The sequence below is a fragment of the Streptomyces sp. MA5143a genome (assembly GCF_900290235.1).
Taxonomy (GTDB): domain Bacteria; phylum Actinomycetota; class Actinomycetes; order Streptomycetales; family Streptomycetaceae; genus Streptomyces.
This window is the reverse complement of the sequence record NZ_OLMK01000096.1, coordinates 1-24,084: the sequence shown is the minus strand read 5'-3', so window position 1 is coordinate 24,084 and position 24,084 is coordinate 1. Positions and strand designations below refer to the sequence as shown.

General features: G+C 72.4%; 22 protein-coding genes. 18 read left to right on the top strand and 4 right to left on the bottom strand.

Annotation, left to right across the window (positions count from 1 at the left end; genetic code table 11):
* Nucleotides 1–320: 320 nt before the first annotated feature.
* From SMA5143A_RS34100 to SMA5143A_RS34025, 16 genes are all read left to right on the top strand, one after another.
* Nucleotides 321–1,115, top strand: a complete 795-nt coding sequence (locus SMA5143A_RS34100) for an aldose epimerase family protein (RefSeq protein ID WP_107466704.1) — start codon at nucleotides 321–323, stop codon at nucleotides 1,113–1,115.
* Between the two features lie 34 nt (nucleotides 1,116–1,149).
* A complete protein-coding gene (gene pyrE / locus SMA5143A_RS34095) occupies nucleotides 1,150–1,704 on the top strand; it encodes an orotate phosphoribosyltransferase (protein ID WP_055523665.1) in 555 nt (184 codons plus the stop codon).
* Between the two features lie 174 nt (nucleotides 1,705–1,878).
* Nucleotides 1,879–2,901, top strand: coding sequence for a class II fructose-bisphosphate aldolase (gene fbaA, locus SMA5143A_RS34090; protein ID WP_107466703.1), 1,023 nt, complete (start codon nucleotides 1,879–1,881; stop codon nucleotides 2,899–2,901).
* A gap of 291 nt (nucleotides 2,902–3,192) precedes the next feature.
* Complete coding sequence (locus SMA5143A_RS34085; protein WP_107466702.1) at nucleotides 3,193–4,668, top strand: MFS transporter; 1,476 nt, start codon at nucleotides 3,193–3,195, stop codon at nucleotides 4,666–4,668.
* A gap of 222 nt (nucleotides 4,669–4,890) precedes the next feature.
* Nucleotides 4,891–5,304 (top strand): DUF3151 domain-containing protein, encoded by a 414-nt coding sequence (locus SMA5143A_RS34080; protein ID WP_107466701.1) that lies wholly within the window; start codon nucleotides 4,891–4,893, stop codon nucleotides 5,302–5,304.
* A gap of 170 nt (nucleotides 5,305–5,474) precedes the next feature.
* Nucleotides 5,475–6,320, top strand: coding sequence for a tryptophan 2,3-dioxygenase family protein (locus tag SMA5143A_RS34075; RefSeq protein ID WP_107466700.1), 846 nt, complete (start codon nucleotides 5,475–5,477; stop codon nucleotides 6,318–6,320).
* On the top strand, nucleotides 6,313–7,686 hold the full coding sequence (locus SMA5143A_RS34070; protein WP_107466699.1) for a kynureninase: 1,374 nt from the start codon (nucleotides 6,313–6,315) through the stop codon (nucleotides 7,684–7,686). The genes SMA5143A_RS34075 and SMA5143A_RS34070 overlap by 8 nt, the downstream gene beginning before the upstream one ends.
* A 377-nt stretch (nucleotides 7,687–8,063) precedes the next feature.
* A complete protein-coding gene (locus SMA5143A_RS34065; protein WP_107466698.1) occupies nucleotides 8,064–8,969 on the top strand; it encodes an alpha/beta hydrolase in 906 nt (301 codons plus the stop codon).
* A 579-nt stretch (nucleotides 8,970–9,548) separates the two neighbouring features.
* On the top strand, nucleotides 9,549–10,346 hold the full coding sequence (locus SMA5143A_RS34060) for an alpha/beta hydrolase (RefSeq protein WP_375136578.1): 798 nt from the start codon (nucleotides 9,549–9,551) through the stop codon (nucleotides 10,344–10,346).
* Nucleotides 10,347–10,536: 190 nt separating this feature from the next.
* Complete coding sequence (locus tag SMA5143A_RS34055) at nucleotides 10,537–11,766, top strand: acyltransferase family protein (protein WP_258193900.1); 1,230 nt, start codon at nucleotides 10,537–10,539, stop codon at nucleotides 11,764–11,766.
* A 10-nt stretch (nucleotides 11,767–11,776) separates the two neighbouring features.
* The gene (locus tag SMA5143A_RS34050) at nucleotides 11,777–13,216 is read left to right on the top strand and encodes a sensor histidine kinase (RefSeq protein ID WP_258193885.1); all 1,440 of its coding nucleotides are present in this window, start codon (nucleotides 11,777–11,779) and stop codon (nucleotides 13,214–13,216) included.
* The gene (locus tag SMA5143A_RS34045) at nucleotides 13,213–13,887 is read left to right on the top strand and encodes a response regulator (RefSeq protein ID WP_055520906.1); all 675 of its coding nucleotides are present in this window, start codon (nucleotides 13,213–13,215) and stop codon (nucleotides 13,885–13,887) included. Before SMA5143A_RS34050 ends, SMA5143A_RS34045 begins: the two co-directional genes overlap by 4 nt.
* Before the next feature lie 121 nt (nucleotides 13,888–14,008).
* Nucleotides 14,009–15,370: a sensor histidine kinase gene (locus tag SMA5143A_RS34040; protein ID WP_107466694.1), complete on the top strand. Its 1,362-nt coding sequence runs from the start codon at nucleotides 14,009–14,011 to the stop codon at nucleotides 15,368–15,370.
* On the top strand, nucleotides 15,367–16,032 hold the full coding sequence (locus SMA5143A_RS34035) for a response regulator (protein ID WP_107466693.1): 666 nt from the start codon (nucleotides 15,367–15,369) through the stop codon (nucleotides 16,030–16,032). The genes SMA5143A_RS34040 and SMA5143A_RS34035 overlap by 4 nt, the downstream gene beginning before the upstream one ends.
* A 158-nt stretch (nucleotides 16,033–16,190) precedes the next feature.
* Complete coding sequence (locus SMA5143A_RS34030) at nucleotides 16,191–16,922, top strand: dienelactone hydrolase family protein (protein ID WP_107466692.1); 732 nt, start codon at nucleotides 16,191–16,193, stop codon at nucleotides 16,920–16,922.
* Between the two features lie 177 nt (nucleotides 16,923–17,099).
* Nucleotides 17,100–18,320, top strand: coding sequence for a cytochrome P450 (locus SMA5143A_RS34025; protein WP_107466691.1), 1,221 nt, complete (start codon nucleotides 17,100–17,102; stop codon nucleotides 18,318–18,320).
* 410 nt (nucleotides 18,321–18,730) lie between these two features.
* Here SMA5143A_RS34025 and SMA5143A_RS34020 read toward each other — a convergent pair whose 3' ends face one another.
* Both SMA5143A_RS34020 and SMA5143A_RS34015 read right to left on the bottom strand, forming a co-directional pair.
* Nucleotides 18,731–20,404 (bottom strand): ABC transporter permease, encoded by a 1,674-nt coding sequence (locus SMA5143A_RS34020; RefSeq protein ID WP_107466690.1) that lies wholly within the window; start codon nucleotides 20,402–20,404, stop codon nucleotides 18,731–18,733.
* Entirely contained in the window at nucleotides 20,401–21,339 is a 939-nt protein-coding gene (locus SMA5143A_RS34015; RefSeq protein ID WP_107466689.1) for an ABC transporter ATP-binding protein, read from the bottom strand. The genes SMA5143A_RS34020 and SMA5143A_RS34015 overlap by 4 nt, the downstream gene beginning before the upstream one ends.
* A gap of 123 nt (nucleotides 21,340–21,462) precedes the next feature.
* Between SMA5143A_RS34015 and SMA5143A_RS34005 the strand changes: the two genes are divergently transcribed.
* Entirely contained in the window at nucleotides 21,463–22,071 is a 609-nt protein-coding gene (locus SMA5143A_RS34005) for a GbsR/MarR family transcriptional regulator (protein ID WP_107466688.1), read from the top strand.
* Between the two features lie 121 nt (nucleotides 22,072–22,192).
* Here the strand turns inward: SMA5143A_RS34005 and SMA5143A_RS34000 are convergent, their stop codons facing one another.
* A complete protein-coding gene (locus tag SMA5143A_RS34000; RefSeq protein ID WP_107466687.1) occupies nucleotides 22,193–22,699 on the bottom strand; it encodes a DNA-binding protein in 507 nt (168 codons plus the stop codon).
* A gap of 146 nt (nucleotides 22,700–22,845) precedes the next feature.
* Here SMA5143A_RS34000 and SMA5143A_RS33995 point away from each other — a divergent pair, with 146 nt between their 5' ends.
* A complete protein-coding gene (locus SMA5143A_RS33995) occupies nucleotides 22,846–23,247 on the top strand; it encodes a hypothetical protein (RefSeq protein ID WP_181362153.1) in 402 nt (133 codons plus the stop codon).
* Between the two features lie 156 nt (nucleotides 23,248–23,403).
* Here SMA5143A_RS33995 and SMA5143A_RS33990 read toward each other — a convergent pair whose 3' ends face one another.
* Entirely contained in the window at nucleotides 23,404–23,907 is a 504-nt protein-coding gene (locus SMA5143A_RS33990; protein WP_181362134.1) for a TIGR04222 domain-containing membrane protein, read from the bottom strand.
* Between the last annotated feature and the right edge of the window lie 177 nt (nucleotides 23,908–24,084).

The window sequence follows — 24,084 nt, the reverse complement described above, 5'->3', positions numbered from 1 at the left end:
GCGTACCACGAACATCGAGCCTCACCGGGTAAGACGCCCACGTGAGGCCAGGAGTTCCTGGGCCGGAGCCCCCGCGACCCGGGGCTCCCGGGGCGCCGTAGTGCTGGAGCCCGGGACCTCCGGGGCCCCGTACCTGCGGAGCCACCGTTACTCCGCGGTGTCCGTCCACCGATGCCCCTGTCGAGCCGCGGCCCCCGTTCTTCCGCGCCGCGTTTCCCGCTCCTCGGCACACCGTCAAATCCGCTTCCCTCCCCGCCCCTTGGACCGCCGCAGCCACGTCGGCGGGAGCCCCGGGCGGCACCCCCAGTAGGGTCGACGACGTGAGTAGCGAAGAGATCACGTTGGCCGCGGCCGACGCGCAGGCGGTGCTGGCCCCGGCCAACGGCGGACGGGTGGCGGGGCTACGGATCGGCGGGCACGAACTCCTGCGCCAGGGCGACCGGTTCGGCAGCTTCCCGATGGTCCCCTGGTGCGGCCGGGTCCGCGACGGCCGCTTCCTCAGCGGCGGCGCCGTCCAGCAGATGCCCCTCAACGCCCCGCCCCACGCCATCCACGGCACCACGCGCGAGAGCCCCTGGCAGGTCGCGAGCCGTACTGACACCGAGGCCGTCCTCACGTACGACCTCGTCGACCCGTGGCCGTACCCCGGCCGTGTCACCCAGGTGTTCACGCTCACCCCGGACGCCCTCACCCTCACCATGTCGGTGGAGACGTACGAGTCGTCCTTCCCGGCGCAGATCGGCTGGCACCCCTGGTTCAACCGCACCCTGGGCGACGGCGGCGAGGACGTACGGCTCGACTTCGCCCCCGCCTGGCAGGAGGAGCGCGGCGCCGACCACCTCCCCACCGGCAACCGGATCGACCCGAGGCCCGGCCCCTGGGACGACTGCTTCGCCATGCCCGACGGCGTCGACGTCACCCTCACCTGGCCCGGCCGACTGGAACTGAAGGTGACCTCGCGGGAGGAGTGGGTCGTCGTCTACGACGAGCAGGCGGAGGCCGTGTGCGTCGAACCGCAGACCGGCCCGCCCAACGGCCTCAACACCCACCCCCGGCTGGTCACGCCCATCGACCCGCTGGAGGCGACCACGACCTGGAGCTGGCGCAGGCTGTGAGGGCGGGCGGAACGGCCCCCTTAAGCTGGCTGGCATGACTGACGTGGACGTTCGCGGCTCGCTGCTGCAGCAGATCAAGGACAAGGCCGTGGTGCACGGCAAGGTGACCCTGTCGTCGGGCCTGGAGGCGGACTACTACGTCGACCTGCGCCGCGTCACCCTCGACGGCGAGGCCGCCCCGCTGGTCGGACAGGTGCTGCTCGACCTGACCGCCGACCTCGACTTCGACGCGGTCGGCGGTCTCACCATGGGCGCCGACCCGGTGGCCGCCGCGATGCTGCACGCCGCCGCCGCGCGCGGACGCCGCCTCGACGCTTTCGTGGTCCGCAAGGCCGCCAAGGCGCACGGGCTCCAGCGCCGGGTCGAGGGGCCGGACATCGCGGGCCGCCGCGTCCTCGTCGTCGAGGACACCTCCACCACCGGCGGCTCCCCGCTGACCGCCGTCGAGGCCGTCCGGGAAGCCGGGGCCGAGGTCGTCGCCGTCGCCACCATCGTGGACCGCGCGACCGGCGCCGCCGAGAAGATCGAGCAGGGCGCCGGCGTCCCCTACCGGTTCGCGTTCTCGAAGGACGAGCTGGGTCTCGACTGAGACCGGTCCGTCGGGTCCGTCGTATAAACACCAAGGTCAGGGGTTACCGCACAGTTTCCGACACCCTGGCCGGAGCATCCGGTCACGTCTGGAAAGATGGGGCCGACGATGATGTCGCAACCCTAGGTCAGGGCTCGTAAGCACAACGCCACCCGCACATACAAGGAGCGGACCATGCCCATCGCAACCCCCGAGGTCTACAACGAGATGCTCGACCGGGCGAAGGCAGGAAAGTTCGCCTACCCGGCCATCAACGTGACCTCGTCCCAGACCTTGCACGCCGCGCTGCGCGGCTTCGCGGAGGCGGAGAGCGACGGCATCATCCAGATCTCGACCGGCGGTGCCGAGTTCCTGGGCGGCCAGCACAACAAGGACATGGTCACCGGCGCCGTCGCCCTGGCCGAGTTCGCCCATATCGTCGCCAAGAAGTACGACATCACGGTCGCGCTGCACACGGACCACTGCCCGAAGGACAAGCTCGACGGCTACGTGCGTCCGCTGCTGGCGGTGTCGGAGGAGCGCGTCGCCCGCGGCGAGAACCCCCTCTTCCAGTCCCACATGTGGGACGGTTCCGCGGAGACCCTCGCCGACAACCTGGAGATCGCGCAGGAGCTCCTCGCCCGCGCCGCCGCAGCGAAGATCATCCTCGAGGTCGAGATCACCCCGACCGGCGGTGAGGAGGACGGCGTCTCCCACGAGATCAACGACTCCCTCTACACGACGGTCGACGACGCGATCCGCACCGCCGAGGCCCTCGGCCTGGGCGAGAAGGGCCGCTACCTGCTGGCCGCGTCCTTCGGCAACGTGCACGGCGTCTACAAGCCGGGCAACGTCGTGCTGCGCCCGGACCTCCTGAAGGAGCTGAACGAGGGCGTCGCCGCCCGCTTCGGCAAGGAGTCCCCGTTCGACTTCGTCTTCCACGGGGGCTCCGGCTCCACGGAGGACGAGATCCGCACGGCCCTGGAGAACGGCGTCGTCAAGATGAACATCGACACCGACACCCAGTACGCCTTCACGCGTCCGGTCGCCGCGCACATGTTCCAGAACTACGACGGCGTCCTGAAGGTCGACGGCGAGGTCGGCAACAAGAAGACCTACGACCCGCGCACCTGGGGCAAGCTCGCGGAGGCCGGCATGGCCGCCCGTATCGTCGAGGCCTGCAACAACCTCCGCTCCGCGGGCACGAAGATCAAGTAACCCGTCGTTCGACGGTCTCACCGCGACTGCCCGCAGCCCGCAATGGCTGCGGGCAGTCGCCGTTTCCGGCCGCGCGTCCCGGCCGCGCGTCCCGGCCGCGTGTCCGGGCCGTGTGTCCGGGTCGCGTGTCCGGCCGTGTGTCCGGGCCGTGTGTCCGGGCCGTGTGTCCGGCCGTGTGTCCGGCCCGCCACGGCCGCGGGGGTCGCTGCTCCCGCCCTGGCATCCGGCTCGGCGCGGCCCGCGTGCCGCGTCCCCCTGGCCCGAACGGTTCCCGCGCGGGATGATCCGTGCATGGCCGACGTACGGCTCGCCTCCGCTCAGGGCAAGTGGATCCTGCTCACCACGGTCCTCGGGTCGAGCATGGCCATGGTGGACTCGACGGTCGTCAACGTCGCCCTTCCCCGGATGGGGCGCGACCTGGACGCGGATCTCGCCGCCCTCCAGTGGACCGTCAACGCGTACATGCTCACCCTCGCCGGTCTGATCCTCCTCGGCGGTGCCCTCGGCGACCGTTTCGGCCGCCGCAGGATCTTCGTGCTGGGCGTGGTGTGGTTCGCCTCCGCGTCCCTCCTGTGCGGCATCGCCCCCGACGCGGCCGTACTGATCGCCGCCCGAGCCCTCCAGGGCGTCGGCGGTGCCCTCCTCACCCCCGGCTCCCTCGCCCTCATCCAGGCCTCCTTCCACCCCGACGACCGGGCGCGGGCGGTGGGCCTGTGGTCCGGGTTCGGCGGCATCGGCGCGGCCGTCGGCCCCTTCCTCGGCGGCTGGCTCGTGGACGGCCCCGGCTGGCGCTGGGTCTTCCTCCTGAACGTCCCCCTCGCCCTGCTCTGCGTCCCGATCGCCCTGCGCCACGTACCGGAGTCCGGCGACGGCCGCGCCCACGGCCGGGGCTTCGACGTCCTCGGCGCGGCCCTCGGCGCCCTGTCTCTGGCCTTCGTCACCTACGCGCTGATCGAGGCGACGACGGGCTCGGTCCCGGTCGCCGTCGCGGCCGTGGCCGGTGTCGCGACGGGCGTGGCCTTCATCCGGGTCGAGCGCCGCCGCGCCGACCCGATGATGCCGCCGGAGATCTTCGCGTCCCGCCAGTTCACGGCGGTCAACATCGTCACCCTGTTCGTGTACGCGGCGTTCAGCGGCTTCTTCTTCCTCGCCGCGCTCCAGCTCCAGGTGGTCTCCGGGTACTCGGCGCTCGCCGCCGGCACGGCCCTGCTGCCCATCACCGTCCTGATGCTGCTGCTGTCCTCCCGGGCGGGCGCCCTCGGCGAACGCGTCGGCCCGCGCATCCCCCTCACCGTCGGCCCCGTGCTGTGCGCCGGGGGCGTCCTGCTGATGCTGCGGGTGGGCCCCGACGCCTCGTACCCGACGGACGTGCTGCCCGCGCTCCTCGTCATGGGCCTGGGCATGGTCACCCTCGTGGCGCCGCTGACGGCCACGGTGCTCGCCTCCGTCTCCACCGAGCACGCGGGCCTGGCCAGCGGCATCAACAACGCCGCCGCCCGCGCCGCCGGCCTCATCGCCGTGGCCGCGCTCCCGTTGATCGCCGGGATGGGCCCCGAGGCGTACCGGGACCCGGCCCAGTTCGACGACGCGTTCACCACGGCCATGCCGGTCTGCGCGGCACTGCTCCTGGCCGCGGCGGCCCTGGCCTTCACCACGGTCCGCCGCCCGCCCGCCGACTGCCACCACCCCGAATGCCGCACCCACGCCTCGGTGACGGCACCCCCACTGGAGGGCGAACCGGGCGGACCGGGCCACGCCGGGGGGTGAGAGCCGCGTGCGGGCCCGGGTGCCGATTCCCTCTGCTGTCCCGTACGCCGGTTCCATGTGCCGTCCCGTACGCCGGTTCCGCGTGCCGTCCCGTACGCCGGTTCCGCGTGCCGTCCCGTACGCCGGTTCCGTACGCCGGTCCGGGAGTGTGGTCCCACGGCGGCCGGGGACCCTCGCCCCACCCGGCGCTTCCGCCTCCCCCGATGGGCCAGACTGGAACCCATGACGATTCACGAGAACCTCCTCGGGGGCCCGCCCCCGACGCACCTCCCCGACGACCCGGCGCCCCGCGAGCTCCTCGCGAACGGCACGGCCCCCGCCGACGTCGCCGCGCAGTACCCCACTTCCTCCCTCGCCTGGGCCCAGCTCGCCGACGACGCGTTCGAGCGGGGCAGCGTCGTGGAGTCGTACGCCTACGCCCGTACGGGCTACCACCGCGGCCTGGACGCCCTCCGCCGCAACGGCTGGAAGGGCCACGGCCCCGTCCCCTGGGAGCACGAGCCGAACCGCGGCTTCCTGCGCGCCCTGCACGCCCTCGCCCGCGCCGCCGGAACGATCGGCGAGCAGGAGGAGTACGAGCGCTGCACCCAGTTCCTGAAGGACTCGTCCGAGACGGCGGCCGAAACCCTGGGCTGACCCGTACGGCCGATGCCCCTGGGGCGCGTTCGCGCAGGTCCGCCTGGTGTGACCAGGCGGGCCTTGCGATGTCGGGGGCACATACCCGACTATGCGGGTGGGGACCGGGGCCCCCGTGTCGGTAACGGCAGGGGCGGACCGCTACCCGGAGCACACAACAGGAGACAGCGATGTCCCAGCCGGCTCAGCCCGTCGAGGCTTCGGAGCCCGAGACCCCGCATCTCGACTTCCACGGAACCACCCCGTACGAGGACTACGTCCAGGCGGACGTCCTCACCCACCTCCAGCACCCTCTCTCCGACGACCCCGGAGAGATGGTCTTCCTGGTGACGACCCAGGTCATGGAGCTGTGGTTCACCGTCATCGTGCACGAGTGGGAGACCGCCACCGCCGCGCTGCGGAGCGACGACGTCCCGACCGCGAAGGACGCGCTGAAGCGTTCCGTGCGCGAGTTGGAGGCCCTGAACGCCTCCTGGAAGCCCCTCGGCCAGCTCACCCCGGCCCAGTTCAACTCCTACCGCGCCGCACTCGGCGAGGGCTCCGGCTTCCAGTCGGCGATGTACCGCCGCATGGAGTTCCTGCTCGGCGAGAAGTCCGCGTCGATGCTCGTACCGCACCGCGGGGCGCCCCGCGTCCACGCCGAGCTGGAGAAGGCGCTGCACGAGCCGAGCCTCTACGACGAGGTCCTGCGGCTCCTGGCCCGCCGCGGCCACGCGATCCCCGAGTCCGTCGTACGGCGTGACGTCTCCCAGCGCTACGAGCCCTCCCCGGAGGTCGAGGAGGTGTGGACCGCGCTGTACTCCGGCGATCCGGACCACGAACTCGCCCGCCTCGGCGAGGCGCTCACCGACGTGGCCGAGCTGGTCTGGCGCTGGCGCAACGACCACCTCGTCGCCACCCGTCGCGCGATGGGCTCCAAGGCCGGCACGGGCGGCTCCGCCGGTGTGGCCTGGCTGGAGAAGCGGGCCCGGAAGAACGTCTTCCCCGAGCTGTGGACGGCGCGCTCCCATGTCTGACCTGACCGAGACACAGACCACCAGCGGTGCCGAGCACCCGTCCTCCGAACTGGCCCTGGAGGCCGCGAAGCTCGACGAGGCCGACGAGCTGGCCGGCCTCCGCGACCGGTTCGTCCTCGACGACGCCGTGTACCTCGACGGCAACTCCCTCGGCGCGCTGCCGGCCGCCGTCCCCGGCCGGGTCGACGACGTCGTACGCCGCCAGTGGGGCTCCCTGCGCATCCGCTCCTGGGACGAGAGCGGCTGGTGGACCGCGCCCGAGCGGATCGGCGACCGCATCGCCCCGCTGGTGGGCGCGGCGCCCGGCCAGATCGTGGTGGGCGACTCCACAAGTGTCAACATATTCAAGGCAGTTGTGGCGGCTGTCCGGATGGCCGACGAGGACGCCCGGGAGGGCGGGGTCGGAGAGGGTCGCGACGGCGACGGCGACGGCGACGGGGTCGGGGTCGGAGCCGGGGGGCGGCCGGTCCGGGACGAGATCCTGGTCGACGCGACGACCTTCCCCACGGACGGCTACATAGCCGAGTCGGCCGCCCGGATGACCGGACGCACCCTGCGCCCGGTGGTCCCGGCGGAGGTACCGGACGCCCTCGGTCCCCGTACGGCCGCGGTGCTCCTCAACCACGTCGACTACCGCACCGGCCGCCTGCACGACCTGCCGTCCCTGACGGCGGCAATCCACGAGGCGGGCGCGTACGCCGTCTGGGACCTGTGCCACAGCGCGGGCGCCCTGCCCGTCGGCCTCGACGAGCACGGCGTCGACCTCGCGGTCGGCTGCACGTACAAGTACCTGAACGGCGGCCCCGGTTCACCGGCGTACCTCTACGTACGCCGCGACCTCCAGCCCCGCTTCGACTCACCCCTGCCCGGCTGGAACTCCCACACGGACCCCTTCGGCATGCGCCCGTCCTTCGAACCGGCGGGCGGCGCCCTGCGCGGCCGCGTCGGCACGCCGGACATCCTGTCGATGCTGGCGCTGGAGGCGGCGCTGGACGTGTGGGACGGGGGAGGGGGCGGGTCCGGGTCCGGGTCCCGGTCCGGTACGGAGGCCGGGGTGACGGTCGAGGCCGTTCGGGCCAAGTCCCTCGCGTTGACGGACTTCTTCCTGCGCTGCGTGGCGGCGTACGTCCCCGAGGGGCGCGTCGAGTGCCTCACCCCGGTCGCCCACGCCGAGCGCGGCAGCCAGGTCGCGCTCCGCTGCGACGACGCCGGTGACGTCATGAAGCGCCTCATCGAGCAGGGCGTCGTGGGTGACTTCCGCCACCCCGACGTCCTCCGCTTCGGCTTCACCCCCCTCTATGTGGGCTTCGCCGACGTGGAACGGGCGGCACGGGTCCTGGCGGAGACGCTGAGGTCCTTCGGCTGAGGTCCGCCGACTGAGGTCGGTCGGCTGAGGCCCGTCGACTGAGGTAGGCCGACTGAGGTACGGGTCGGCTCGCCCCGGTGGCGCGCGGCGCTTTCGCCCGCGCCGCCGGGGCGCTGCTCGCGCCGGGTTACGGCATCTACGCCCCACCCCGCCCCACCCACCGGCGTGCACTCCCTCCCTGCGCGCCCTTCGGCACGCGCCCCCGTCGCCGCACCCGCAAAACCCCCAGAACCGGCAACCCTGACCCGGCGTCATATCCGTGTGTCGGCGCACGTCACCGGCCTGGTACCGTCCCCGCCAACGGCAGGCGTCCCCACCCCCCAGCCCGCCCACCCCCAAACCCATCCAAATCCGTTTCACCCTTGAGAGGTTGGAGCATGCCGGACGACGACGCCGCTGCCCGCGATGCCGCCGAAGAGGCATCCGCCTTCTCGCACCCCCCGGTCGACCCCGACGCCACCTCCGCCTACGGGGACCACCCCGACCAGGTGATCGACTTCTACGCTCCCCGTGCCGCACCCGGCGCCACGCCGGCCGCCTCGGCGGCCCCGTTGGTCGTGGTCCTGCACGGCGGTGCCTGGCGCGCCCCGTACGACCGCCGGCACATCACCCCCTTCGCGGACTTCCTGGCCCGTCGGGGCTTCGCCGTGGCCAACGTCGAGTACCGCAGGGGGAGCGCGCTGCCCGCGCAGAGCGGCCCCGGCGGTGGAGGGGGCCCGGTGGCGGGGCGCTGGCCGGAGACGTTCGACGACGTGGCCGCCGCCCTCGACGCCCTGCCCGACCTCGTGCGGGACACCGTGCCCGAGGCGGACCCCCGCCGCATGGTGCTCACCGGCCACTCGGCGGGCGGGCACCTGGCGCTGTGGGCCGCCGCCCGCCATGTCCTCCCGCCGGACGCGCCGTGGCGCACGGCCGTCCCGGTCCCGCTGCGCGGCGTCGTCGCGCTGGCGCCCATCGCCGACTTCGCCGTGGCCGAGAAGCTGGACGTCTGCGGGGGTGCGACCACGCAACTCCTGGGCGGTCAGGACAAGTTCAGCGAACGACGGCCGTACGCCGACCCGGCTCTCCTCCTCCCGACGGGCATCGCCACGACCGTCGTCCAGGGCCGCACCGACATCGTCGTACCGCAGCCCGTCGCCGACGCGTACGCGGACGCCGCGGCCAAGGCGGGTGAGGTCGTCGGCCTCACGCTCCTGGAGGACGTCGGCCATTTCCCCCTGATCGACCCGGCGGCGGACGCGTGCGCGGTGGTGGCGGAGGAGATCGCCCAGCTGGCCTGGTGAAACCGGGCACCGCCGAGCGGCTGCCCGTCCTCGGTCCCGCTGACACCCGTGGTACGAGCGGCCGGTCCGTGGCTCCCGCTGATACCTGTAGTACCTGAGAGCTACGTCGCAGGTGAGCTCTGTGGCGTGACGCCGACCACGGCCTCCGATTCATAGCTTCTTTCCCAGAACGCCCGGCAGCCGGGCGGGCGAAGGGGAGGGGCAGGGGACATGGGGGCCGTGACGTGGCCGAAGGCAGCCGCACTGCCATGGCGACCCGACCGTCGGATCCGTACGGGGGGTCCGAACGTCACGACGGGAGCGGTCGGTTCGAGTCGCGCGCGTCATTCGGGTCATTCGAGCCGTCCAAGTGGCCCACGTAACCCACGTAGCCCACGTAGCCCACGTAGCCCACGTAGCCCAAGTGGCCGCTGGCCCGACCGGCTTCGCCGCACCCTCCTCGCCCGGCTTCGCCGCACCCTCCTCGCCCTGCTCGTCGCCACCGCTGTCGTCGCCCCCGTCTCCGCCGCGGCCCGCCCCCGGATCCCGGCCCCGGCACCGGCCGCCCTCGCGCCCCTCACCCCGACGTCGCTGGAGGCGGTGTACGAGGCCAACCGCGCGAACGCGGAGGAGGCGGCCCGTATGGCCGAGGCCCATGGCAACCGCGACCGGGCCGCGAAGGACCGCTCGATGGCGGAGCCCTCGCGGCAGTTCCTGACCTTCGACGGGCGGGGCCCCGGCCAGGCCGTGGAGGTCACGGGCGACCTGCTGAAGGCCGACCACATAGCGGTCCTGATCCCCGGCTCGGACACGAGCATCGACACGTACGACCGCTTCCGCGCGGCGGCGCTCGCCCTGCACACCCGCACCGGCCCGACCTCGGCGGTCATCACCTGGCTCGGCTACGAGACACCGGACACCATCAGTCCGACGGTGCTCACCGACACCCGGGCCGACGAAGCGGCTCCGCGTCTGAGCACGTTCATGAGCGGGCTCCGGGGACTGGTCGGCGAGACGGCCGACGTCTCCCTGCTCTGCCATTCCTACGGCTCGGTCGTGTGCGGCAGAGCAGCGGCGGACCTGGACGACGTGAACGACCTGGTCCTGATCGGCAGTCCGGGCACGGGCGCGGACAGCGCGGCCGCGCTCCAGACATCGGCCCGCGTATGGGCCGCCCGGGGTGCGGAGGACTGGATCGAGATGGTCCCGCACACCCGAGTCGATGTCTTCGGCGCGACCGTCGGCTTCGGCACCGACCCGACCTCCCCCGACTTCGGCGCCCGTGTCTTCGCCGCGGGCGACGCCACCCACAGCGGCTACTTCGCCCCCGGCTCCATCGCCCTCGACAACCTCGCGCACATAACCCTCGGCACCCCTCAGGAGGTGACCCATGCGTGAAACGGCCACGCGGCCGGCTACCGAGCTCGTGCAGGCCGCCGCGCAAACGGAGGAGAAGCCGGAAGCCGGAGCCGTAGCAGAATCCGGAGCCGTAGCGGAATCCGGAGCCGTAGCGGAAGCCGGAGCAGCGGCGACGGCCGCCGGTGGTGCGCGACACGTACGACACCGTCTCCGGCGAGCCGCCCACCACCTGCACGCCGCGACCCCGCCCACGCGGGACCGCGCGGTGGACGCCCTACGAGCCCTCGCCATCCTCGGGATAATCCTCGGCCACTGGCTGGTCACAGCCCTCGTCCCGGCCGGGGACGGCACCCTCCGCACCACCAGCCCCCTCCAGCACATGCCGTGGCTGGCCCCCATCTCCTGGGTCTTCCAGACCCTCGCCGTCTTCTTCCTCGTGGGCGGCCACGTGGCGACGAGGAGCTACACCTCCGCCCGAGCCCGGGGCACGACGTACCCCCAGTGGCTGCACGCCCGACTGAGCCGACTGTTCACCCCGGTCGCGGCGGTCCTCACCCTCTGGACCGTGGTGACGCTCGGCCTCCTGGCCACCGGCACGGACCTCGGCACGATCCGCACCCTCCTCAAACTGGCCCTGTCCCCGCTGTGGTTCCTCCTGGTCTTCGCGGCCCTGACGGCGGCGACCCCGCTGGTGCTCCGCCTCAACCCGGTATGGCCCCTCGCCGTGGTCCTCCACGTGGACCTGGCCCGCTTCGGCCTGGGTGCCCCGCAACCGCTGGGCTGGATCAACCTGGCCGCCGGCTGGCTGGTCCCCTACACGGTGGGCGCGGCCTGGACGAGAGGCGAGCTGGACCGCCGCCGCGCGGGCTGGACCCTCCTGCTGTCCGGTACGGCGGCGACGGCGGCCCTGATCACCTGGGCCGGCTACCCGGCGTCGATGGTCGGTGTGCCCGGCGCCCAGGTCTCCAACCTGAACCCCCCGACTCTGGCGGCCGTCACCTTCGGTCTGGCCCAGTGCGGTCTGGCCCTGCTGCTGCGCGGCCCGCTCCGCCGGACCCTGGGGCGGCGCCCGACGGCCTGGGCGGCGGTGGCCCTGATCAACCTGTCGGCGATGACGGTGTTCCTCTGGCACCAGACCGCCCTGATGGCCACCACCGCCACGGCCCTGACGGCAGGCCACCTCCCCGGCCTCCACACGCTCCCCGACAACCCGGCCTGGACAGTGGCCCGTCTGGCCTGGCTCCCGGTGTTCGCCCTCGCCCTGCTGCTCTGCTGGGCCGCCTTCCACATCCATGAGACCAGGACCCCGCGAGCGGCCCGCCGCACCCGGAGGGACCCGGAAACAGCGTTGACCGCGCTGTCGAAGGCCGCCCCGCAGCGCACATCGCCGCCTTGCCCGAGCACTGCGCCTCCCCGCCTCCCGGGGAATCCGCGGGCCGAAGCGGTGCGGCATGCCTAGGCTGTTCCGGATGAGTGCCGTGGAGAAGCGACTGACCACAGGGCTGCGGGTGTTGCGCGCGGACCTGTTGAACGGCGATTCCCACCCGCTGCCGCCGTCCGTCTGGCTGCGCTGGTTCCCGCACGGCATCGTCGTCCTGATCGCCTTCGTCGACCTGCTCGGCAATGTCGACCAGATGGGTGACGGCTACGAACTGGGCTCGGAGTACGCCCTGTTGTGCGCCGGTGTGCAGGCCGCGGCGGTGGTGCTGGCCCTGTGGTGGCCGGTCCCGGCGTGGTGGGCGTCGACGGCGGTCACCGTCGTCGTGGCCATAGCCGTACGGGCTCAGCTGCTCACACGGCAACCGGAGTTCGGGTTCCCGTTGCTCTCTCCCGCGACGGTCACCGACGTCCCCTGGCCATGGAGTCCGCCCGGCCTCATCGCACACGCGGTGATCCTCTTCCTGCTCGCCCTGCGGCTGCCCACCCGGGTGGCCGTCGAGGTGCTGGCGTTGACCGCGCTGCTCACCTTCGTCATCGAGGGCCTCATCGGCGCCTCCCACTACTCGTCGACGAGCCCCCTCGCCCTCGTCCTGTTCCTCGGCGTCGTCCTGCTCGGCAGCACCATGCGGGGCCGCCGCGAAGCCCGTAACCAACTCGTCGAACAGGCCGGGATCACCGCCGAGGAGCGCGCCCGCCGCACCCTCCTCGAAGAGCGCAGCCGTATCGCCCGCGAGCTGCACGACGTCGTCGCCCACCACATGTCGGTGATCTCCATCCAGGCGCAGGTCGCCCCCCACCTGGTGGAGAACCCGTCCGAGGAGCTGAAGGAGAACCTCCAGGGCATCCGCCAGAACGCCCTGGAGGCCCTCACCGAACTCCGCCGCGTCCTCGGGGTCCTGCGCTCGGAGCGCCCGTCGAACCCCGACGACCCGCACGGCATGGCGGACGCCGCCGAAGGGGCCGCCCCGCACACCCCGCAGCCGACGCTGGCGCGTCTCGACGCCCTCGTGGAGAACACCCGCGCGGCCGGCCTGGCGGTCACCGTGGAGATCGAGGGCGAGGCGCGTCCCCTGCCACCGGGCGTGGAACTGTCGGCGTACCGGATAGTCCAGGAGGCGCTCAGCAACGCCCTGCGGCACGCGCCCGGCTCCACCGTCCGGGTGGAACTCACCCACTTCCCGCGCGGTCTCCAGGTCAGGGTGATCAACTCCCGACCCCAGCGGCCGGCCCCGCCGTCCCCCGGCGCCGGCCACGGCCTGCTGGGCATGCGCGAGCGGGCCGCCATGCTCGGCGGCACCCTCATGGCGGCCGAGACCTCCCACGGCGGCTTCTCGGTCGTCGCCTTCCTCCCGAGGGACGGCGGCCCCGGCAACGACACCACCGCCCCCGACGCCCACCCAGAGCCCCGACCGCCCACGCCCCGCGGCCCCTCGGCCCGCGCGGACACGACAGGAGAACGCACTCCATGACGAGCAGCACCATCCGCGTACTGATCGCCGACGACCAGCAGATGGTCCGGCAGGGCTTCTCGGTGCTGCTCAACACCCAGCCCGACATCGACGTCGTCGGCCAGGCGGTGCACGGCCTCGACGCCATCGACAAAGTCGCCGACCTCGCCCCGCAGGTCGTCCTGATGGACATCCGCATGCCCGAGCTCGGCGGTATCGAGGCCACCCGCCGCATCACCACCGAGAACCCCCACATCAAGGTCCTCGTGCTCACGACCTTCGACCTCGACGAGTACGTCTACGAGGCCCTGCGCGCGGGAGCCTCCGGGTTCCTCCTCAAGGACGCCTCCGCGGACCAGCTCGCCGAAGCGGTCCGGGTCGTGGCCGCGGGCGACGCCCTGCTCGCGCCCGGCATCACCCGCAGACTCATCGCCGAGTTCTCCCGCCTCGGCACGCCACCCCGCGCCCCGCTGAAGGACCGCGTCGGCGACCTCACGGAACGGGAGACGGAAGTGCTGTCCCTGATCGCCCAGGGCCTGTCCAACGCGGAGATCGCCCAGCGCCTCGTCGTCGCCGAACAGACCGTGAAGACCCACGTGGGCCGCATCCTGGTGAAACTGGGCCTGCGCGACCGCACCCAGGCAGCGGTCTTCGCCTACGAGTGCGGCCTGGTCCGGCCCACGGGCTACTGAGCGCGCGGACCGAACCGGTGCCGGGTCCGTACGCTCCACCCCGTAGTACCTGAGACGGACCCGGAGGGACCCTCCTCACTGGTGACGACGGCGACCCCGCCCCCCGCCTACCGTTCTCAATGTGACCGAGACGACTCACACCCAGCCCACGCCACCGCGACGCGGTGCCAAGGAACGCAGCCCGGAGTTCAGACTCGCCGTCAACGCTCTGAACGGGCTGTGGCAGGACATGTTCCACAACGCCTTCGCGTACCGACCACTGTCCCGCATGCGCCTGGACGGACCGTTCGTCCGGCAGCTGCCCCTGCGGCTCCGCGAGCGCGCCGTCTGGGCCCCGCACGCGGCGGTGGTCTTCGGTGCCCTGATAGCGATGTACGCCTCGCTGGAGGGCAACAGAGGCAGTGATCTCACCCAGCTGGTCACAGGCGTCCTCTCCCTGACGGCGGTCCTGCTGACGCTCGCCAGGCCTGTCGGCGCCTTCTGGGCCTCCTTGACCGCCACCCTGATCGGCACCGTGATCGGCACCGACTTCAACGACTGGCCGTGGATCCCCGGCGCCTTCGTGACCCACGTCATCGTCCTCACGGTCGTCGCCCTGCGCACCCGGCCCCGGATCGCCGCGTGGATGTGGGGCATCACCGCGCTCTACAGCCTCCTCGCCGAGACGTTCTTCTCCTCCCGCTACCTGAACTACGGCTACTACAGCGCCAACACCGGGCCGATGCTGACCGTCGCGGCCTTCGCCCTCCTGGCCGTCTCCGTCTGGCAGATACGGCGCACAGCCCAGCGGGAGGTCACCGCCCAGCAGACGGTGACCGAGCACGAGCGTTCCAAGCGGACCCTGCTGGAGGAGCGCACGACGATCGCCCGCGAACTGCACGACGTGGTCGCCCACCACATGTCGGTGGTCGCCATCCAGGCCGAGGCCGCGCCCTACCGCGTGGAGAACCCGCCGCCCGAGCTGGAGCAGGCGTTCGCCACGATCCGGGAGAACGCGGTGGCCGCGCTCACCGAACTGCGCCGCGTCCTCGGTGTCGTCCGCGCCGAGGACTACGAGGCCCCGGACGCCCCGCAGCCCACCCTCGCCGACCTCGACAGCCTGCTCGACAATGTGAGGGAGGCCGGCCTGACCGTCGAGAAGGCCGTCACCGGAGCGGTGCGGGAACTCCCGCAGGGCGTGGAGCTGTCGGCGTACCGAATAGTCCAGGAGGCCCTCAGCAACACCCTGCGGCACGCGCCCGGCGCGACGGCCCGCGTGGAGATCGGCTACGTCCTGGGCGGGCTGGGCCTGCGTATCGTCAACGGCCCCTCCCCGGAGGTGACCCTGGTGAAGTCCACCCATGGCGCCGGCCACGGCATCACCGGCATGCGTGAGCGCGTCACGATGCTGAACGGCGAGATGACCACGGGGGAGACGGAGGACGGAGGCTACGAGGTGACGGTGTTCCTGCCGGTGGCCAGTGCGAGCGAGGACGACGCATGACGATCCGTGTGCTGATCGCCGACGACCAGATGATGGTCCGCGAGGGCTTCTCCGTACTGCTCGGCGCGATGCCGGACATCGAGGTGGTCGGCGAGGCGGTCAACGGCCGGGACGCCGTCGCCCGTGTCCGGGAGCTGTCCCCGGACGTCGTCCTCATGGACATCCGCATGCCGGAGATGAACGGCATCGAGGCCACACGGGAGATCGTGGCGGCCGACGGCGGCGCCAAGGTGCTGGTGCTGACCACGTTCGACCTCGACGAGTACGTGTACCAGGCGCTGCGCGCGGGCGCCTCCGGGTTCCTGCTCAAGGACGCCTCGGCCCGCCAACTCGCCGAAGGCGTACGGGTGGTGGCCGCCGGGGAGGCGCTGCTCGCCCCGTCGGTCACCAAGCGTCTGATCACCGAGTTCTCCAAGCTGGCCGAGACACCCCGCCCCTCGGCGGCCGCCCAGCTGGCCTACGGGGAGCTGACCGACCGCGAGACCGAGGTGCTCGTCCTGATCGCCCAGGGGCTCTCCAACTCCGAGATAGCCGAGCGCCTGGTGGTGGCGGAGTCGACCATCAAGACCCATGTCAGCCGGGTCCTGGTGAAGTTGGGCCTCCGCGACCGCACCCAGGCGGCGGTCTTCGCCTACGAGGCCAGGCTGGTCACCCCCGGCTGAGCCGGCTTCAAGATCCCCTCGTGGTACGTTCGGCACCGCCGTGCTTCGCCGCGAACCGAGGAGGTGAGACCGATCAACGCTGTGACAGGTCGGGGCTCCCTCCCTCGCATGGCCTAGGGAGCGCCCGCAGAAGGCATCCCGAAAGGCTTGAACCGCTCATGCGTTTCAACACCGAGACGTCGTCCGACGGCGTCCGCGAACACCTCTTCACCCTCGACGAGATCCCCGGCGTGCTGTGGACGCCGGACGGTGCCGTCGGTCCGCGTCCGCTGATCGTGATGGGCCACGGCGGCGGACAGCACAAGAAGGCGCCCGGTGTCGTGGCGCGTGCCCTGCGTTTCGTCACCGAGTGCGGGTTCGCCGTCGTCGCGGTGGATGTACCGGGACACGGCGACCGGCCCAAGGACGAGAACTACGACCGGACAGTGGCGGAGAACCAGGCCCGGGCGGCCGCCGGGGAGGAGCTGGCTCCGCTGATCGCCGGGTTCCAGGCGCTCGTGGCACGCCGGACCGTCCCGGAGTGGAAGGCGGTCCTGGACGCCGTGCAGGAGCTTCCGTTCGTCGGTACCGGGCCGGTGGGCTACTGGGGGGTGTCCCTGGGGTGCGGGCTCGGTGTTCCGTTCGTCGCCGCCGAGCCCAGGGTCCGGGCGGCGGTGCTGGGCCTGGGCGGGGCCCTGGCCTCGGCGGAGGCCGCCCGGCGGATCACGGTCCCGGTGGAGTTCCTGGTGCAGTGGGACGACGAGCGGGTGCCCAGGGAGCAGGGGCTCGCCCTGTTCGACGCCCTGGGGTCGGCCGAGAAGACCCTGCACGCCAATCCGGGCGGGCACGGGGAGATCCCGCGCTTCGAGCTGGACAGCACCGTGCGGTTCTTCGCCCGCCATCTGAGCTGACCCGACCGCCGCCGTGCGGCGCGGGGGAGCCTCACCTCGGGCGAACGCACCGCACGGCCGGCTCGGGGGAGGGACGTTCTTCCTGCGGGCCGACCCGGGTCCTCCAGGACGGTTTGTCGAGGTCATGCGGTGGGTCGGCTCTGTTCAGGGAGGCGGGTCGCGGGTTAGCGTCCGTTCATGGCACCTGCTTCCCCTCTCGCTTTCGATCCGTGGGACCCCGACTTCGTGGCGGACCCGTACCCGGCGTACGCCGAGCTGCGGGCGCTGGGCCGGGTGCGGTACTTCGAGCCCACGAACCAGTGGCTCGTCGCCCACCACGCGGATGTCTCGGCGCTGTTGCGGGACCGGCGCCTGGGCCGGACCTACCAGCACAGGTTCACGCACGAGGACTTCGGCCGCAGTGTGCCCCCGCCGGAGCACGAGCCGTTCCACACGCTGAACGACCACGGGATGCTGGACCTGGAGCCGCCGGACCACACCCGGATCAGGCGGCTGGTGTCGAAGGCGTTCACACCGCGCACGGTGGAGCGGCTGAAGCCGTATGTGGAGGGGCTGGCGGGCGAGCTGGTGGCCCGGTTGGTCGAGGCCGGCGGCGGTGATCTGCTGGCGGATGTCGCGGAGCCGCTCCCGGTGGCGGTGATCGCCGAGATGCTCGGTGTCCCCGAGCAGGACCGGGCGCAGCTGCGGCCCTGGTCGGCGGACATCTGCGGGATGTACGAGCTGAGCCCGTCGGAGGCGACGGCCAAGAAGGCGGTGCGGGCGTCGGTGGAGTTCTCGGAGTACCTCCGGGAGCTGATCGCGCACCGTCGGGAGCAGCCGGGCGAGGACCTGATCTCGGGGCTGATCGCGGCGTACGACGAGGGCGACCGGCTCACCGAGCAGGAGATGATCTCGACCTGTGTGCTGCTGCTGAACGCGGGCCACGAGGCGACGGTGAACGCCACCGTGAACGGCTGGTGGGCGCTGTTCCGCAACCCCGACCAGCTGGCGGCCCTGCGCGCGGACCACTCGCTGGTGCCGACGGCCGTGGAGGAGCTGATGCGGTACGACACCCCGCTCCAGCTCTTCGAGCGCTGGGTGCTGGACGACATCGAGATCGACGGCACGACCGTCCCACGAGGCGCGGAGATCGCGATGCTGTTCGGCTCCGCGAACCACGACCCGGCCGTCTTCGACGCCCCGGAGAAGCTGGACCTCACCCGCCAGGAGAACCCGCACATCTCGTTCAGCGCCGGTATCCACTACTGCATCGGCGCTCCCCTGGCCCGGATCGAGCTGGCGGCGTCGATGACGGCCCTGCTGGAGAAGGCCCCCACCCTGACCCTCGCGACGGAGCCGAAGCGCAAGCCGAACTTCGTGATCCGGGGGCTGGAGGGACTCGAGGTGGAGGTGGCCTAGAGCGCGCCGCTCCGGGGGTCGCCGGCCCGCTCCCCGGGGCGCCGCCCCGCTCCTCCGGCGAGCCCGCCCGTCTCGGCCCCGCGAGCCCGGCCACCGGCCCCGCGAGCCCGGCCACCGGCCCCGCGAGCCCGGCCACCGGCCCCGGCGGGCCCGCCCACCTCGGTCCCCGGTGGGCCCGCCCGTCTCGGCCCCGCGAACCTGGCCACCGGCCCCGCGAGCCCGGCCACCGGCCCCGGCGGGCCCGCCCGCCTCGGTCCCCGGCGGGCCCGCCCGCCTCGGTCCCCGGCGGGCCCGCCCGCCTCGGCCCTCCCCGCCCCGTCGGCGGGCAGGTCCTCGCCGTCAGGGCTCCGAAGGCCGGGGTCCGGTGTCCGGCGCCGGGTGCCAAGTGGCCCGGCGCCCGGCGCTCGGGGTCAGCTCATGACGACGTCCCGCCGTCGCAGTCCCGCCAGACCCAACGTCACCAGGGCGACCGCGAGCCCGATCAGGGTCAGTACCGGGCTCCACTGCATGTCTCCGCCCGGCAGCTTCGGCAGGTGGCCGAAGGGGGAGAGGTCGAGGACGGCCCGGGGGGCGTCGAGCGCCGGGCCGATCCAGCCGATGAGGAGGACGGCGCCGGCGAGGCCCCACGCCGCCATGGCCGCTTTGGGAGCGAGGCCGTGCACGAGGACGGCGACGCCGCCGATGACCCACACACCGGCGACCTGGACGAGGCAGGCGCCCAGGATGTGGCCGAACTCCTTGCCATAGCCGAGGGCGAAGCCCAGTCCGGCGAGCAGCATGATCCATACGGACCCGGCGAAGGCGACGGCCAGATGGCCGGCGGCCCACCGCAGCCGCCCCACGGCGTTGGAGAGGAGGGGTTCGGCCCGGCCCGAGGTCTCCTCACCGTGCAGCCGCAGGACGGCACCGACGACGTAGAGCGCGGCGATCAGCCCGAGCATGCCGATCATCGACGCGAGGAACGCGTCCGTGAGCCCGGACCGGCCGCCCATGCGTTCGAAGATCTGGCGGGCACCCTCGTTGTCGGCGACCAGATCGGCCGCGCCCTCGGTCAGCCCGCCGTAGACGAGCCCGGCGAGGAAGAACCCGATGCTCCAGCCGAGCACGCTGCCCCGCTGCAACCGCCAGGCCAGCGCGCCCGCCGTCGCCAGACGGCCCGTCGCCGGCCCCGGCCGGGTCGGCAGGAAACTCATGCCGACGTCACGGCGCCCGGCGAGCCCGTACGCCACCACGCCCTGCGCCAGGCCGGCCCCGACGAACAACAGCAGCACCCACCACCGCTCATCCGCGAACGAACGCTCGTTTTCGAGCCATCCCAGCGGCGACAGCCACGTCAAAAAAGACGAACCTTCGTTCGCGGAAGCGTCGCCCGCCGCCCGCAGCACGAACGCCGCCCCCAGCACCCCCGCCGTCAGCCCCCGCGCCAGCCGCGCGCTCTCCGTCAGCTGAGCGATCACCGCGGCCATCGTCGCGAACACCATGCCGACACCCGCGATCCCCAGCCCGAAGGCCACCGCCCCCGCCGCGCCCTGCCCGGCGAGTCCGACCGCGACCAGCAGCGCCAGCGCGCCGTTCGCGACCGCCGCCATCAGCAGCGCCGCCGTCAACGGCGCCCGGCGCCCCACCATCCCCGACGCGACCACCTCCAGACGGCCGCTCTCCTCCTCGTCGCGGGTGTGGCGGACGACGACGAGGAGGCTCATCACGGCGGCGAGGGCACCGGCGTAGACGCCGACACGCCACGCGGTCAGGGCGCCGAGGGAGTCGTCGAACACGGGCCCGACCAGGGCGCGCAGCGACGAGTTGGTGGTCATCTGGCGCATCAGGTCGGCGCGTTCGGCGGCGGTGCCGTACAGGCTGCGCAGGCTGTTCGGCATGGAGAGGACCATCAGTCCCGTCACCGCGACCCACACCGGCACCATCACCCGGTCCCGCCGCAGGGCGAGCCGCAACAGGACGCCCGTACCGGCCAGTTGGCGTGCCCCGCCGGACCGCACGGCGAACGTGGAGGCCGACGACCTCGAAGGTGACGGTGATGGTGACGGCGAGGGCGTGGACGCGGAGGCGTTGTCGACGGCGGTCATCGCACGGCCGTCCTCTCCGGTGAGCGGAAGGCGGCGTCGTCCTGGTCGTCCTGGTAGTGCCGCAGGAACAGTTCCTCCAGCGTGGGCGGCGTCGAGGTCAGGGACCGTACGCCCGACTCTGTCAACGAGCGCAGGACGGCGTCGAGTTTGTCGGTGTCGACCTGGAGACGGACCCGGTTGCCCTGGACGTCGAGGTCGTGGACGCCGGGGAGACGGGAGAGGTCGCCCGGCGGGGAGGCGAGTTCGGCGGCGACGGCCGTACGGGTCAGATGGCGCAGGTCGGCCAGGGAGCCGCTCTCGACGGTGACGCCCTTGCGGATGATGCTCACCCGGTCGCACAACTCCTCGACCTCGCCGAGGATGTGGGACGACAGCAGGACGGTGCGGCCCCGGTCGCGTTCCTCACGGACGCAGCGCTGGAAGACCTCCTCCATCAGCGGGTCGAGGCCGGAGGTCGGTTCGTCGAGGATGAGCAGGTCGACGTCGGAGGCGAACGCGGCGACGAGGGCGACCTTCTGGCGGTTGCCCTTCGAGTAGGTGCGGCCCTTCTTCGTCGGGTCCAGCTCGAAGCGTTCGATCAGCTCGGCGCGGCGGCCGGAGTGGAGGCCGCCGCGCAGCCGGCCGTAGAGGTCGATGACCTCGCCGCCGGAAAGGTTTCGCCAGAGGGTGACGTCGCCGGGTACGTACGCGATGCGGCGGTGCACCTCCACCGCGTCCTTCCAGGGGTCGCGGCCGAGGATGCGGGTGGCCCCGGCGTCGGCGCGGAGCAGGCCGAGGAGGACGCGGATGGCGGTGGACTTGCCGGCGCCGTTGGGGCCGAGGAAACCGTGGACCTCGCCGGACTCGACGGTCAGGTCGAGACCGGCGAGCGCGTGGGTCCGTCCGAAGGACTTGTGGAGTCCGGAGACCTCGATGGCTGGGTTGGCCTTCGTCATGCTTCAGAACGTACGCTTACTTCAGAAATTTGTGAAGTTAAGGAAGCGTATGAATCGACAGTAGACTGATCGCGGGGGACTGCGGTGTGACTGGGGTGCCTGACCAGGGGAGATGATCCAGCGATGGCGGAAGCGGAATCGAAGTCCGGCTCCGAGACCGAGGCCGAGACCGAGACCGAGACCGAGACCGAGACCGAGGCCGAGACCGAGGCCGAGGGCAGGGTCCGGGCCGGGGCTGAGTCGGTGGAGGGCGCGGGGCGGGACCCCGAGGCGGTCTCGCGTTTCGTCGAGCACTTCGCGGCGCAGCTCGTCGAGGCCGGGGTGCCGCGGATGCCGGCCCGGGTCTTCGCCGCGCTCCTCGCCTCCGACACCGGCGTGCTGACCTCCGCCCAGCTCGGCGAACAGCTGCGGATCAGCCCCGCCGCCGTGTCCGGCGCCGTTCGCTATCTGGCCCAGGTGCGCCTGGTGTCACGCGAGCGTGAGCCCGGTTCGCGCCGTGAGCGCTACCGCGTACACAGCGACCAGTGGTACGAGGCACTCACCAACCGCGAGGCGATCATCAAGCGGTGGGAGGAGGCGTTGCGCGAGGGCGTCGCGAGCCTCGGCGCCGACAGCCCGGCGGGGCGCCGCCTCAGTGAGACGCTCGCGTTCTTCGAGTTCGTCGAAGTGGAGGTCGAGGCGATGATGGCCCGCTGGCGTATCCACCGCGACCAACTGTTCGGCGCGGACTGACTCCGGAGGAGTCCGCAGCCTGATGCCCGGTGCCTGGTGCCCGGCGCCCGGTGCCCGGTGCCCGGTGCCCGGTTGCAGTGTCCGACGCCCGGCGCCCGGCGCCCGGTGCTCTCCGCTTCGCCTACTCGGCGGAGTCGGCGGTCCGTTCCGTACGGCTCGCCAGGCGTTCGTAGCGTTGGCGGGCGGCCTGCGGGGTCTGGAGGCCCAGCCCGAACGCGATCTCCGGCCAGGTCATGCCCCGACCCCGGGCCATCTCCAGGAGCCCGACCTCCAACTCGTCCATCTCCGCGCGGGCCAGTGGAACGAGGCTCAGCGCGGCGGTGATGTCCGCCCGGTCGACCTCCGGTTCCCCGTCGTCCAGGAGCGCGGCGCCGCTGAGCAGGAACGACACCAGTCGCACGGCCTCGTGCGGGCCCAGTATGTGGGGGTGCACCTGCCGACGGCGCTGCCCGTCCGTAGCCGCGTGCCGCTCGGCGATACGGAACAGCGAGGTGTACGTCCGCTGCGCCCGCGCCTCGTCGGCGCTCGGGGGCGTGAACGGGTCGGAGGGGTCGGAGGGGGCTGAGGGGTTGGAGGTGCTGGAGGGGTCCGGGGGCGGCGTCGACGCATCCGAGGGCTTCGAAGTCATGTGTTCAGCGTCGAATGCAAACAACTCGTTGTCAACGTTTTATTGCTTCCCCTTGTCGGGGCTGCCGGGGTGAGCGAGGTCGCTGGTGGCGGCCGTGCCCGTTGCTACTCTCCGCGTCTACGACGGTGGTGATGGCGGGGGTGATCATGGGATCGAACACGGAAGCGGGGGCGACGAGTCCGTCGACTCCCTCCAGTTCCTGGTCGAGAGGGGTCAGGCCGGGCGTCCTCTTCGGAGGGCTGGCCGCGGTGGTGTCGGTCGTCGCCATCGGGAGGGCATGGGCCGCATGCGACGTCGGCGGCGGCGGGAACGGCATCACGCTGCTCCTTCTCACCCCGGTCATTTGGGTCGCCGCGGCGGTCCCCTGGCTCGTTCTGCACGGCACGCTCGGACGCCGTCACCGTGGGGCGGCGCCGGCCGTGGGGCTGGTGTTCACGGTGTGGTTCACGTGGTTTCTCGTGACCTGGCTGGGCATCCCGGACTCGTACCCCGCGCCCCTCTGCCCGGGCAACGTCCCCCCGTGGTGGCCGAGCTTCCTCCCCACCTGACACTGCACGCAGCCTGGCCGAAACGCCCAGGACGGCATCGACGGGCTCTACTGGATCCTGACCCCGGCCAAGCTGATTTGAGCCATTCCCTGGGCAATGCTGCTGGAGCCGGTGCCTGGTCAGCTCTGCTTCAGCGAGAACCGCCCGGACAGCGTTTCAGTCGCCCCCGCCCCCGCCACCCCCACCGCCGCAACCGAACCCGCCCCCCGAGCCGGCGTCCGACCCCGAAGCCCAGTCGGAGCCGGAGTCGGCACCGGTCCCGTGGTCGTAGTCGTTGTCCAGGGCCTTGCCCATGCGGATCAACGCCCTGCCCAGGCCGGACGGGATCGGCTGGACCCCGGCCATGCCGCGCCGGACCGGCCCTCGGGGGAGTACGGTGGGCCCCTCGAACACGTATGCGGGGAGGGAGCCGTTCTCCTGGGCCGCCCGAAGTCTCCGCCGGCCGGCCCGTGTGGGACGGCGCCGGGAGCCCGTCACCAGGCCCTCCGCCGCGAGCCGCCGCCCGATCTCCTCGACCTGCGGCGAGCGTTGCAGGGCGCTGTGCACGGCGACCACGCGGCGGCCGCGCGGGCAGGAAGCGAGCAGGGCGTCCTCGACGGGGTGCGCGGGCCGCTGCTCGGCGTCGGCCGCGCGGACGCGTGTGCCTCGTACCGTGAGCATGCCGCGCTCGGCCAGCGTGATCACGGCGCTGTCGGCGACCCGGTGCGCCCCGCCCGCCTTCTCCGCAGTCCGATCCGCATGCCGACCGTTCCTAAATACTGAGCGGGAGTGAGTCCTGTTGCCAGGGCTCATGCTCAGCCGGACGCCCCGAACGGTGTTGGGTGTCCTGGTCGCCCA